Origin of the sequence: Pseudomonas sp. NPDC089918, assembly GCF_050280605.1 — a bacterium.
In the GTDB taxonomy this organism is placed as follows: Bacteria; Pseudomonadota; Gammaproteobacteria; order Pseudomonadales; family Pseudomonadaceae; genus Aquipseudomonas.
This window is the reverse complement of record NZ_JBNNVP010000026.1, coordinates 20,680-33,070: the sequence shown is the minus strand read 5'-3', so window position 1 is coordinate 33,070 and position 12,391 is coordinate 20,680. Positions and strand designations below refer to the sequence as shown.

General features: G+C 61.8%; 8 protein-coding genes. 6 read left to right on the top strand and 2 right to left on the bottom strand.

The window, feature by feature from the left end; all coding sequences use genetic code 11:
- Positions 1 to 53 precede the first annotated feature (53 nt).
- Both ACQKPC_RS18695 and ACQKPC_RS18690 read right to left on the bottom strand, forming a co-directional pair.
- The gene (locus ACQKPC_RS18695) at positions 54 to 983 is read right to left on the bottom strand and encodes an NAD-dependent epimerase/dehydratase family protein (protein ID WP_427625861.1); all 930 of its coding nucleotides are present in this window, start codon (positions 981 to 983) and stop codon (positions 54 to 56) included.
- The gene (locus ACQKPC_RS18690; RefSeq protein WP_218398890.1) at positions 976 to 1,860 is read right to left on the bottom strand and encodes a sugar nucleotide-binding protein; all 885 of its coding nucleotides are present in this window, start codon (positions 1,858 to 1,860) and stop codon (positions 976 to 978) included. Before ACQKPC_RS18690 ends, ACQKPC_RS18695 begins: the two co-directional genes overlap by 8 nt.
- Before the next feature lie 309 nt (positions 1,861 to 2,169).
- Here ACQKPC_RS18690 and ACQKPC_RS18685 point away from each other — a divergent pair, with 309 nt between their 5' ends.
- From ACQKPC_RS18685 to ACQKPC_RS18660, 6 genes are all read left to right on the top strand, one after another.
- Entirely contained in the window at positions 2,170 to 6,486 is a 4,317-nt protein-coding gene (locus tag ACQKPC_RS18685) for an Lhr family helicase (protein WP_427625860.1), read from the top strand.
- Between the two features lie 453 nt (positions 6,487 to 6,939).
- Complete coding sequence (locus tag ACQKPC_RS18680; protein WP_427625859.1) at positions 6,940 to 8,151, top strand: MFS transporter; 1,212 nt, start codon at positions 6,940 to 6,942, stop codon at positions 8,149 to 8,151.
- A 215-nt stretch (positions 8,152 to 8,366) separates the two neighbouring features.
- Positions 8,367 to 9,293, top strand: coding sequence for a DUF72 domain-containing protein (locus ACQKPC_RS18675; protein WP_008073923.1), 927 nt, complete (start codon positions 8,367 to 8,369; stop codon positions 9,291 to 9,293).
- The gene (locus ACQKPC_RS18670; protein ID WP_008073920.1) at positions 9,290 to 10,087 is read left to right on the top strand and encodes an endonuclease/exonuclease/phosphatase family protein; all 798 of its coding nucleotides are present in this window, start codon (positions 9,290 to 9,292) and stop codon (positions 10,085 to 10,087) included. Before ACQKPC_RS18675 ends, ACQKPC_RS18670 begins: the two co-directional genes overlap by 4 nt.
- Positions 10,084 to 11,370, top strand: coding sequence for a cardiolipin synthase ClsB (gene clsB / locus ACQKPC_RS18665; protein ID WP_427625858.1), 1,287 nt, complete (start codon positions 10,084 to 10,086; stop codon positions 11,368 to 11,370). The genes ACQKPC_RS18670 and clsB overlap by 4 nt, the downstream gene beginning before the upstream one ends.
- On the top strand, positions 11,367 to 12,353 hold the full coding sequence (locus tag ACQKPC_RS18660) for a lysylphosphatidylglycerol synthase domain-containing protein (RefSeq protein WP_427625857.1): 987 nt from the start codon (positions 11,367 to 11,369) through the stop codon (positions 12,351 to 12,353). Before clsB ends, ACQKPC_RS18660 begins: the two co-directional genes overlap by 4 nt.
- Positions 12,354 to 12,391: the final 38 nt, after the last annotated feature.

Below are 12,391 nucleotides of genomic sequence, written 5' to 3'. Positions count from 1 at the left end.
CTTGGGACGCGGAGCGTCCCTGGCTGCGTTCCCACGCGGAGCATGGGAACGATCTATCGTCCCAGCAACCGCGCCAGGCCGACACTCATCGGCGTCTGCTGCGGGTAGGTAAACCGCTCCAGCAAACGTCGGTTGTTCGCCCGTGAATGGCGGATGTCACCGGAACGAGCCGGGCCGTAGCTCACAGGTGGCAGCTTGCCGACTACCGCTTCAAGGGCTGCAAGCATTTGCTTGAGGGTCGTCGCCTGATTCCAGCCGACATTCACCGCGCCGACTTCGACCTGCGGTTTCTCGATGGCTTGCACCAACACGTCCACCAGGTCCTCGACATAGACAAAATCCCGAGTCTGTTCGCCATCGCCAAACACAGTGATTGGTAAGCCTTTCTGCGCGCGCTCGCTGAATATGCTGATCACCCCGGAATACGGCGAGGATGGATCCTGGCGCGGGCCGAAGATATTGAAGAAGCGGAAAATCACCGGCTCCAGACTGTGCTGGCGACGATAGAAATCGAAGTAATGCTCGCTCGCCAATTTGTCCGCCGCGTACGGCGTCAACGGCGCCTTGGGCGTGTCTTCGTCGATCGACTCGCCTTCGCCATTATTGCCGTAGACCGCCGCGCTGGACGCGAACAGCACCCGTTTGACGCCGGTCTGACGCATGGCTTCGCAGACATTCAGCGAACCGATGAAATTGCTCTGGTGAGTCTTCACCGGGTCATCCACCGAAGCCTGCACCGAGGCCACCGCGGCCAGGTGCGCAACAGCGCTGCAACCGACCATCGCCTGCGCCACCAATGCGGCATCGGCGACATCGCCCACGATCAGTTCGACGAGGGGATTGTCCAGCGGCAGGTTGCTGCGTTTGCCGGTGGAGAGGTCATCGAGAATACGCACCGAGTGACCTTTGGCGAGCAAGGCATCGGTCAGGTGCGAACCGATGAAACCGGCACCGCCGGTGATTAAAACAGGGCCTTCAGCCATGACGATAAAACCTATCCAGTAAGCCCGGGAGTGCCGCGCGCCAGGCGCGGGGCTTGATCCCGAAAGTGTGCAGAATTTTCTTGCAGGCCAGCACCGCGTGTTGCGGTTCTTCGGCGGCGTCGGGCCGCGCGGCGTGAGCCTGGGCGGTCGGCGCTTCGATGGCCAACGGGTGCAGGGCGCGCGCTTCGGTAAGAATCGCCTGCCCCAGTGCCAGCGGCGTGGTCGCCTCATGCCCGGCGTAGTGGTAAGTGCCCCACAGCGGCGCGGAGCAATCGAGTTGTTTGAGCACCGATATGATCACCCGGGCGGCATCGTCCACTGGCGTCGGATTACCCCGACGATCATCGGCCATCAGCAGTTCTTCAGCTTTCTCGGCCCGGGCCAGGAACCGCCCGAGGGTGCCATCGGGGCTGTCATCGAGCAGCCAGCCGAAACGCAGCAACACATGCTGCGGACAGGTGGCGCGCACGCTTTGCTCGATTCGCCACAAGGCCTGACCGCGCAGGCCCAGCGGTACCGGTTCGTCTTTTTCGCTGTAGGCGGTCGCCCGGGAGCCATCGAACACGCGATAACTCGACGGTTGCAGCAGCACAATGTTGTGATGCTGGCACAGCTCGGCCAGCCGTTCGATGGCTCGCTCCTGCCCGGCCAGACGCTGCTCGCTGACGGTCTCCGCCTGGAACCAGTCAAAATAGTAGGCGAGATTGATCAACGCATCCGGACGGGTATCGTCGAGCAGTTGCGTCAGGCTCGCGGCGTCCCAGCCGTCTTGTGGTGGGCGGGGGGCGAGGAAACCGATGTCTTCCTCCGCACCGAGGCGAATCAGCGCCTGCCCAAGGGCATTTCCGCCGCCCAGTAACATAAGGCGCATTCGCATAGAGTCAGCAGGCCCAGTCTGATTGGAACGATGGCTTTATCGACAGCGCCCGCAGGCGATGTCCTCAATAATTGCCGGAATCGTTGCATTTTGCGGGTTTAGTGCGCAACCGTCATCCGTAAAGTGTAGATCGCCCGGATTTGCGGTGCTGCAACCGGCCCCATCGCGAGCAGGCTCGCTCCCACAAGGGATGTGTGGCGCATACAAATCCAATGTGGGAGCGAGCCTGCTCGCGATGGGGCCATAAGGATCGACCCAGATCCTGAGCGGTACTTGCATCTTCCCGCCCCCACCCGCATAAATTACTCCATGAATCTGCCCATCCCCACGGACGCTGCTCTGGCGGGCTTTCACCCCGCCGTCAGCGCCTGGTTCAGTAACACCTTCGCAACGGCCACCGCCGCACAGGCCCGGGCGTGGCCGTTGATCCGCCAGCGCCGCTCGACCCTGATAGCCGCGCCCACCGGCTCCGGCAAGACCCTCACCGCGTTTCTGGCCGTGCTCGACGATCTGGTCCATCGTGGCCTGGAGAGCCCGGACGGCCTGCCCGACGAAACCCTGGTGGTCTACGTTTCGCCGCTCAAGGCCCTGTCCAACGACATCCGGATCAACCTGCAAAACCCGCTGGCCGGCATCACCGAACAGTTGCGCGTGATGGGCTTGCCCGACGTGCCGATCAGCACCGCCGTGCGCACCGGCGATACGCCGCAAAAAGAGCGCTCGGCCATGCGCAAAACCGCGCCGCACATTCTGGTGACCACCCCGGAATCCCTTTACGTGCTGCTCGGCTCCGACTCCGGCCGGCAAATGCTCGGCACCACCCACACGGTGATCGTCGACGAAATCCACGCCATTGCCGCCAGCAAACGCGGTAGCCATCTGGCCCTGAGCCTGGAGCGCTTGCAGGCGCTCTGCTCGCAACCGCTGGTGCGTATCGGCCTGTCTGCCACGCAAAAACCCATCGAAGCGGTCTCGCGCTTTTTGGTTGGCCGTGATCGCGACTGCGAAATCATCGACATCGGCCATGCCCGCCCACGGGATCTCGATATAGAGGTGCCGCCCGTGCCGTTGTCGGCGGTAATGGCCAACGACATCTGGGAACTGGTCTATGACCGACTCGCCGCCCTCGCCCGTGAACACCGGACCACGCTGATTTTCGTCAACACCCGGCGTCTGGCCGAACGCCTGAGTCGACATTTGAGTGAGCGCCTCGGCAAGAATACCGTTGCCGCCCACCATGGCAGCCTGGCCAAGGAGTTTCGCCTGGACGCCGAGCAACGCCTCAAGCGCGGCGAACTGCAAGTGCTGATCGCCACCGCCTCGCTGGAATTGGGGATCGATATCGGTGACGTCGACCTGGTGTGCCAGATCGCTTCGCCACGCTCGATTGCCGGGTTTCTGCAACGGGTCGGCCGCTCCGGGCACCAGGTCGGCGGCACGCCCAAGGGCCGGTTGTTCGCCACCACCCGCGACGACCTGATCGAATGCGCCGCCCTGCTCGATTGCGTGCGCCGTGGCGAACTCGACACGTTGCTGATCCCGGAAGCACCGCTGGACGTGCTGGCCCAACAGATCATCGCCGAGGTCAGCTGCCAGGAATGGCAGGAACAGGCGTTGCTGGAAATGCTGCGAAAAGCCTCGCCTTACGCCACCCTCGACGAAAAGCACTATCAGGCATTGCTGCAGATGCTCGCCGAGGGCTATGACGGACGCTTGGGTGTTCGCAGCGCTTACCTGCACCGGGACGCCGTGAGCCGCACCCTGCGCGGCCGTCGAGGCGCCAAGCTGACCGCCGTGACCAGCGGCGGGACGATTCCGGACAACGCCGACTACAGCGTTTTGCTGGAGCCTCAAGGGCTGAACATCGGCAGCGTCAACGAAGACTTCGCGGTAGAAAGCATCGCCGGGGATATCTTCCAGCTGGGCAATACCTCGTATCGAATCCTGCGGGTCGAAACCGGCAAGGTCCGGGTCGAAGACGCTCAGGGCCAGCCGCCGACCATTCCGTTCTGGCTCGGTGAAGCACCGGGGCGCAGTGATGAACTGTCGTTCGCCGTGGCCCGCCTGCAAGCGCAACTCGATGAGCGACTCGGCGCCACACCCGGCAACTTGCAGCCGGCCCTCGACTGGTTGACCGACACCCTCGGTCTGAACCTCGCCAGTGCCGAACAACTGGTGGATTACCTGGCCCGGGCGCGACTGACCCTCGGCGCCTTGCCGTCGCAAGACACGCTGCTGATGGAGCGGTTTTTCGACGAGTCCGGCGGTACGCAACTGATCATCCATTCGCCGTTCGGCAGCCGCATCAACCGCGCCTGGGGCCTGGCCCTGCGCAAGCGTTTCTGCCGCACCTTCAACTTCGAATTGCAGGCCGCCGCCAGCGAGGACGCCATCGTGCTGTCGCTGTCCACCGGTCACAGCTTCGAGCTGGATGATGTCTGGCACTATCTGCACAGCAACAGTGCCGAACATATCCTGACTCAAGCGGTGCTCGAGGCCCCATTGTTCGGCGTGCGCTGGCGCTGGAACGCCGGGGTCGCTTTGGCGCTGCCGCGTTACAGCGGTGGACGCAAAGTACCGCCGCAGATCCAGCGGATGAAAAGCGAAGATTTGATCGCCAGCGTGTTTCCCGATCAGATCGCCTGCGTGGAAAACCTCGCCGGCGAGCGCGAGATTCCAGACCATCCACTGGTGGAACAAACCCTCGACGATTGCCTGCACGAAGCCATGAACAGCGAAGGCTGGCTGGCATTGTTGCGGCGCATGGAACAGGGCGACATCCGCCTGATCAGCCGCGATTTGCCGGCACCCTCGCCACTGGCGGCGGAGATTCTCAGCGCCCGCCCCTACACCTTCCTCGATGATGCGCCGCTGGAAGAGCGCCGCACTCAGGCAGTGCTCACCCGACGCTGGAGTGATCCGCAATCCACCGATGATCTCGGTGCGCTGGACGCCGAGGCGATTACTGCGGTGCGTGATGAAGCCTGGCCTACGCCCACCGGCATTGATGAAATGCATGAAGCGCTGATGAGCCTGGCGTGCATTACCGAGACCGAGGCCCAAGCCAACCCGAATTGGCTCGATTGGCTGAACACCCTGGCCGACAGTGGCCGCGCCAGCCGTTTGCAGATCAACGCTGAGCAATCGCTGTGGCTGGCGCTGGAGCGACTGACCTGCCTGAGGGCGATTTATCCCCAGGCCATATTGGTTCCACCGTTGGAGGCGTTGCCCGGTTTCGATGAAACCTGGGAGCCGGACGAAGCAGTGCTGGAAGTGATCCGTGCGCGGCTCAGCGCGTTTGGCCCGTTGCCGCTGAAAGCGATTGCCGAACCGCTTGGTTTACCGCCGACTCAAGTCACTCAGGCCCTGGCGCAACTGGAGCGCGAAGGTTATGTACTGCGCGGGCAATTCACCCCGGGCGCCCCTGATGAAGAATGGTGCGAACGGCATCTGCTGGCGCGGATTCATCGCTACACGGTCAAACGGCTGCGACGGGAAATCGAGCCAGTGGCGTTGCAGGATTTCATGCGTTTTCTGTTCGACTGGCAGCATCTTTCCGCCGCGAGCCAAGGCCAGGGCCGCGCGGTGTTGCCGGCGATTATCAGCCAGTTCGAAGGCTACCCCGCCGCCGCTTCGGCGTGGGACAGCGACATTCTACCGGCGCGGCTCAAAGACTATTCGGCGGGCTGGCTGGATGAGTTATGCCGCAGCGGCAAACTGGTGTGGACCCGCCTGACCACGCGCAACAAGAGCACCAGCACGGCATTGCGCAGCACGCCGATTCTATTGCTGCCGCGCAGTCAGGTCGGATTGTGGAGCGGCTTGACCGAACAGACGCCGGTCAGCGAACTGTCGCCCAAAACCCAAAAGGTGCATGAAGCGCTCAGCCAGCACGGCGCACTGTTTTTCGATGAGCTGATTCATGAAGCCCATCTGCTGCGCTCGGAACTGGAAATCGCCTTGCAGGAACTGGTCGGTGCCGGGCTGGTAAACGCCGACAGCTTCGCCGGCCTGCGGGCGCTGATTACCCCGGCCAGCAAACGCCAGAATCGCAGCAGCCGACGCGGGCGCGGAGCATTTGTCGGCGGCATGGACGATGCCGGGCGTTGGGCGTTGCTGCGCCGCGGTGCTGCCGCGCCGGTTGTGGATAAGCAACGACCCGCGCCCACACCCAGCGAAACCCTGGAACACATCGCCATGACCTTGCTGCGCCGTTACGGCGTGGTGTTCTGGCGCTTGCTCGAGCGTGAGGCGGACTGGTTGCCGAGTTGGCGGGAATTGCTGCGCACATTCCATCGGCTTGAGGCCCGGGGCGAGATTCGTGGCGGGCGGTTTGTCAGTGGCCTGGCGGGGGAACAATTTGCGCTGCCCGAGGCGATTCCATTGCTGCGCGAAGTCAGGCGGCGACCGCATGATGGAAGTCTGATCGCGGTGTGTGGGGTGGATCCGCTGAACCTCGCCGGCACCCTGTTGCCAGGCGCGAAAGTGCCGGCGCTGGCGAGCAATCGACTGGTGTATCGCGACGGCTTGCCAGCCGCCGCCGAAATCGCCGGCAAGCAGCAGTTCTGGCTGGAGCTGGATCAGCAAGCCAGTGGCGAGGTGCGTAGCAAACTGATCCGGCATTGATGTTGTCCGGACCGGCCCCATCGCGGGCAAGCCCGCTCCCACAGGGATCTTCTGTGAATGCAATATTTGTGAACAACAGAAAACACTGTGGGAGCGGGCTTGCCCGCGATGGGGTCATCCGCGCCAACACAAATCATTGGGTTCGCGGCTGATCCGGCGCCCGACTCACCGCATATTACCTGCCCGACTCAAATACCTGTGGCGAGGGGGCTTGCCCCCGTTGGGGTGCGAAGCGCCCCCAAAACCTGCCGACCGGTTTCTTCTGGCACACCCGCGTTGACCGGTTTACGACTGCTGCGCAGCCGAACGGGGGCAAGCCCCCTCGCCACGGGGTTTCATTCGCCACTCGATATTTGACCTGCACGCAAATATCAAATGCCCATCCCTGTATTTTTCCGCACGCCCCCAACCCCGACACTGCGCTCCATCAATCAATCCACCGGAGTTGCAGCCATGCCCATTGCCTTGCTCGCACTGACCCTCAGCGCTTTCGCCATCGGGACGACGGAGTTCGTCATCGTTGGCCTGTTACCCACCATCGGTGCCGACCTCGGTGTCAGCCTGCCGTCCGCCGGTCTGCTGGTCAGCCTTTATGCACTTGGCGTGGCCATCGGCGCGCCGGTGCTGACCGCCCTTACCGGCAAAGTCCCGCGCAAATTGCTGTTGTTGTCGTTGATGGTGCTGTTCACGCTCGGCAACTTGCTGGCCTGGAAAGCGCCGAGCTACGAGTCGCTGATCATTGCGCGGATCGTCACGGGCCTGGCTCACGGGGTATTTTTCTCGATTGGCTCGATCATCGCCACCAGCCTGGTGCCGAAGGAGAAAGCCGCCAGCGCGATTGCCATCATGTTCACCGGTCTGACCGTGGCGCTGGTCACCGGCGTGCCATTGGGGACGTTTATCGGTCAGCATTTCGGCTGGCGTGAAACCTTTCTCGCCGTGTCTGCTTTGGGTGTGATCGCCTTCATCGGCAGCCTGCTCTACGTGCCGAAAAACATCGCCCACAGCAAACCGGCTTCGCTGTTGCAGCAATTGCAGGTGCTCAAGCAGCCGCGCCTGCTGCTGGTGTATGCCATGACGGCGGTCGGTTACGGCGGCTCGTTCATTGCCTTCACTTTTCTGGCGCCGATTCTTCAGGACATTTCCGGCTTCGGCGCCAGCACTGTCAGCCTGGTGCTGCTGGTCTATGGCATCTCGGTAGCCGTCGGCAACATCTGGGGTGGCAAACTGGCGGACAAGCACGGCCCGATCAGCGCCCTGAAAATCATCTTCGCCCTGCTCGCCGGCGTGCTGTTCGTGCTGACGTTCACTGCCGGCAATCCATGGCTGGCCCTGGCCACCGTGCTGGTTTGGGGCGCCGTTGCTTTCGGCAACGTGCCGGGCCTGCAAGTGTATGTGGTGCGTCAGGCCGAACATCACACCCCGAATGCGGTGGACGTGGCTTCGGGCCTGAACATTGCGGCGTTCAACCTCGGCATTGCCGGTGGGGCGTGGGGCGGTGGTTTGATCGTGGCGCACATGGGTCTGATTCATACCGCGTGGATCGGCGGCCTGGTGGTATTGGTCGCACTGGCACTGACCGCCTGGAGTGGGCGTCTTGACCGGTTGGGTCCGGTGTATGTCGAACCGGCTGAGGGTTCACAACGTATCGTCGCCAGTCACTGACGGACCCTGTGGGAGCGGGCTTGCTCGCGAAAGCTGCGGCACATCCAGCATTGATGTGACTGACACACCGCTTTCGCGAGCAAGCCCGCTCCCACATTTGATTTGTGGTGTTTTGTCTAACTTTTACCGTCTGTAGCCCCATCGAAACTTTCTCGCCCGCCCGGCAGTCATCAAAAGACAGAGGCTGTCCGAGGGCTACATAGACGGGAGGCGACATGGCGGCGATTCATATTGGTATTTCAGGCTGGCGCTACACGCCTTGGCGGGGGGAGTTCTACCCGAAGGGGCTGACCCAGAAGCGCGAATTGCAATTCGCTTCACGGGCAGTGAACAGCATCGAAATCAATGGATCGTTTTACGCCCTGCAACGGCCCGAACGTTATGCCCAGTGGTACGCCGAAACCCCGGCGGGCTTCGTGTTCAGCGTCAAGGCGCCGCGTTTTATCACCCACATCAAGCGCCTGCGGGACATTCATAAGCCGCTGGCGAACTTCTTTGCCTCCGGGGTACTGGAACTCAAGGAAAAACTCGGCCCGATCCTGTGGCAGTTTCCACCCAACTTTAAATTCGACCCGGAATTGTTCGAAAGCTTTCTCGAACAATTACCCCACGACACGGAACAGGCCGCCGCCCTCGCCCGCCAGCATGAGCCACGCCTGAACGGTCACGCCAGCATGAAGGCTTACGGCAAAAAACCGCTGCGCCATGCCGTGGAAATTCGCCACGAAAGCTTTGTCGATCCCGCTTTCGTCCGTCTGCTCAAACGCTACAACACCGCGCTAGTCATTGCTGACACTGCCGGCAAATGGCCGTATCGCGAAGACCTCACCAGTGATTTCGTCTATTTGCGCCTGCACGGTGCCGAAGAACTCTACGCCAGCGGTTATACCCCCCAAGCGCTGAAACGCTGGGGCGACCGGATCGAGGCCTGGTATCACGGACAGCAACCAGCAGATCCGCAATTGATCGCGCCTCGGCAAAAACCCAAGACACGCAGAGCCCGGGAAATATTCTGCTATTTCGATAACGACATCAAAGTCCGCGCGCCCTTCGATGCCCGCCGCCTGCTTGAGCGTTTGCATCTCGACAAAGACCTTGCCACCGCACCCGGTGAGCCGGTTGCCGAAGGAGTGCTGCCATGAGCATTCCCGAACCGGTCGGAACGACGGATGAACAGCAGCCAATTATCAGCGCCGTGAGCCGTTTTACCGTGCTGACGGTCAACACCCACAAGGGTTTCACCGCGCTCAACCGGCGCTTCATCCTGCCCGAGTTACGCGAGGCGGTGCGCAGTGTGTCCGCCGACGTGGTGTTTTTGCAGGAGGTGCATGGCACCCACGAACATCATCCACAGCGCTACCTCAATTGGCCGGCGATGCCGCAGTACGAATTTCTTGCCGATACCTTGTGGCCGCAATTTGCCTATGGGCGCAACGCGGTCTATCCGGCAGGCGATCACGGCAATGCGCTGTTGTCGAAGTTCCAGATCATTCGCCACGACAACCTCGACGTTTCCATCAGTGGCCATGAAAACCGTGGAATCCTGCATTGCGTGCTGCGGATGCCCGGCGATGGTCGGGAAGTGCATGCCATCTGCGTCCATCTGGGGCTTCGCGAAAGTCATCGCAAGGCACAACTCAGGCTGCTGATCCAACGTATGGAAGAGTTGCCGGAAGATGCCCCGGTGGTGGTCGCCGGCGACTTCAACGATTGGCGCCTGCGTGCTGATGCGCTGCTCAAGCCCTGCGGCTTGCGTGAAGTCTTTGCCGAGTTGCATGGCAAACCGGCGCGCAGTTTCCCGGCGCGTTTGCCTGCGTTGCGCCTGGACCGCATCTACGTGCGCAACCTCAAGGCCAGCCATCCGCAAGTACTGGCGGCCCGGCCCTGGTCACACCTTTCCGACCATGCACCGCTATCGGTGGAGATCGAGCTATGACCGGTCCATTGATGGAAAAAACCACGGTTGAACACGTTTCCACACCTCCGCCGGTGCGCAAGCCCGCAGTGGTTGATGTCGTATACGGCTGGCACGGGAATAACCGGGTCCAATTGCTGGAGAACGGTGAGGAATACTTTCCACGGGTGTTTGAAGCGCTGCGCCAGGCCCAGAGTGAAATCCTGCTGGAGACCTTCATTGTGTTCGAGGACAAGGTCGGCAATGAACTGCAGAAAATCCTGATTGAAGCGGCTCAACGCGGGGTGCGTATCACCGTCAACCTCGACGGTTTTGGCTGCGGCGAACTGAGCACGGAGTACCTTGCGGCGCTGAGCAATGCAGGTGTGCGCCTGCAAATATTCGACCCCGCGCCGCGTCACTTCGGCATCCGCACCAACTGGTTCCGCCGCATGCACCGCAAGATTGTGGTGGTCGACGGGACGATTGCGTTCCTCGGCGGAATCAATTTTTCCGCCGACCATTTGGCCGACTTCGGCCCTGAAGCCAAACAGGATTATTCGGTTGAAGTGCAAGGCCCGGCGGTGGCCGATATTCATCATTTCGCCTTGCTGCAAAGCGGTCGCCCGGCCCGGGCCAAATACTGGTGGCAACGCCGTAGACAGAGGCGCGCAGAACTGGCGGTCAGCGATCATGATGGTCAGGTGCGACTGGTGTATCGCGACAATGGCGAACACCCGGGCGATATCGAAGAGGTGTACTTGCAGGTCGTGCGCAGTGCCCGACGTCGCGTGGTGATCGCCAACGCCTACTTCTTTCCCGGCTATCGGCTGCTGCGAGAGATCCGCAACGCGGCACGCCGAGGGGTCGAGGTACGCCTGATTCTTCAGGGGCAGCCGGATTTGCGGGTGGCCAGACTCGCCGCGCGCATGACCTACGATTATCTGCTGCGAGCCGGAGTAGCGATTTACGAATACTGCGACCGTCCCCTGCATGGCAAAGTCGCCCTGGTCGACGAAGACTGGAGCACCGTCGGCTCAAGCAACCTCGACCCGCTGAGCCTGGCCCTGAACCTGGAGGCCAATGTGTTGATCCGCGACCGCGCCTTCAACCGCGACCTGTTCGAGCGTCTCGACGAATTGAGCAGCAACCACTGCAAGGTCATGTCGGCGGACAAGGCGCCTCGCGGACGGGTCTGGCACATGACCATCGGTTTTCTGGTGTTTCACTTCCTGCAGCATTTCCCGGCATGGGCCGGTTGGCTGCCGGCGCATAAACCGCGCCTCAAACCCTTCATTCATCCGACCGGGAGCGATAAGGCATGAGCCATTCTGATGCGCGGCCGGCCCCTCACTCCGACACGCCGCGAAAATCCCACTGGCACCGCTGGAAAAAGCCGCTGACGATGCTGTTTTTTCTGGCGCTGATCGTACTGTTCACAATGCTCGCCCAACGCATCGAATGGGGCGAAGTGTTCGATACCCTCGCCGATTTCAAAGTGCGCACACTGATTATCGCGTCCGGACTGACGTTGCTGAGTTTTCTGGTGTACGCCTGTTTCGACCTGATCGGCCGCACCTATATCCGACAGGACCTGACCTGGCGACAGATCCTGCCGGTGGGGATCATCAGCTATGCCTTCAACCTTAACCTGAGCGCCTGGGTCGGCGGGGTTGCCATGCGTTATCGGCTGTATTCGCGGCTCGGCGTGAGCAAAAGCAACATCGCGAAAATCCTCGGGCTGAGCCTGGCGACCAACTGGTTCGGCTACATGGTGATTGCCGGCACGGTGTTCAGCAGCGGACTGGTGCGAATGCCGCCAGGCTGGAAGCTGAGCAGCGACGCCCTGCAAGGCGTGGGCGTGTTATTGCTGCTGCTGAGCGCGGGCTATCTGGCGGCCTGTCGGTTTTCCAGGCGACGGGAATGGTCGATTCGCGGCGTGGAAATCAACCTGCCGTCGCTGCACATGGCCGTCCTGCAACTGGCCCTCGGCGCACTGAACTGGTCGCTGATGGCGGCGGTGATCTTCACCCTGCTACCGAGCAAACTGGACTATCCGCCGGTGCTTGGCGTGTTGCTGATCAGCGCCATTGCCGGGGTCATCACCCACATTCCGGCCGGGCTTGGCGTGCTGGAGGCGGTGTTCGTGGCGCTGTTGCAGCACGAGGTCTCGCGGGGAAGTCTGGTGGCAGGGTTGCTTGCTTATCGGGCGATCTATTTCCTGCTGCCGCTGCTGATTACCGTGGTGATGTACCTGGTGGTGGAAGCCAAGGCGAAGTCGTTGCGGATCCAGAAGAAACCTTCTTGAGAGATTGGTTGAAACGGATGCCGCTTTCGCGAGAACAC

Bases quoted from the DNA above. Each gene is read 5' to 3' on its own strand.
- ACQKPC_RS18670 (WP_008073920.1), top strand. From the start codon at position 9,290: ATGAGCATTCCCGAACCGGTCGGAACGACGGATGAACAGCAGCCAATT.
- ACQKPC_RS18675 (WP_008073923.1), top strand. From the start codon at position 8,367: ATGGCGGCGATTCATATTGGTATTTCAGGCTGGCGCTACACGCCTTGG.
- ACQKPC_RS18695 (WP_427625861.1), bottom strand. From the start codon at position 983: ATGGCTGAAGGCCCTGTTTTAATCACCGGCGGTGCCGGTTTCATCGGT.
- ACQKPC_RS18690 (WP_218398890.1), bottom strand. From the start codon at position 1,860: ATGCGAATGCGCCTTATGTTACTGGGCGGCGGAAATGCCCTTGGGCAG.
- ACQKPC_RS18660 (WP_427625857.1), top strand. From the start codon at position 11,367: ATGAGCCATTCTGATGCGCGGCCGGCCCCTCACTCCGACACGCCGCGA.
- ACQKPC_RS18685 (WP_427625860.1), top strand. From the start codon at position 2,170: ATGAATCTGCCCATCCCCACGGACGCTGCTCTGGCGGGCTTTCACCCC.
- clsB (WP_427625858.1), top strand. From the start codon at position 10,084: ATGACCGGTCCATTGATGGAAAAAACCACGGTTGAACACGTTTCCACA.
- ACQKPC_RS18680 (WP_427625859.1), top strand. From the start codon at position 6,940: ATGCCCATTGCCTTGCTCGCACTGACCCTCAGCGCTTTCGCCATCGGG.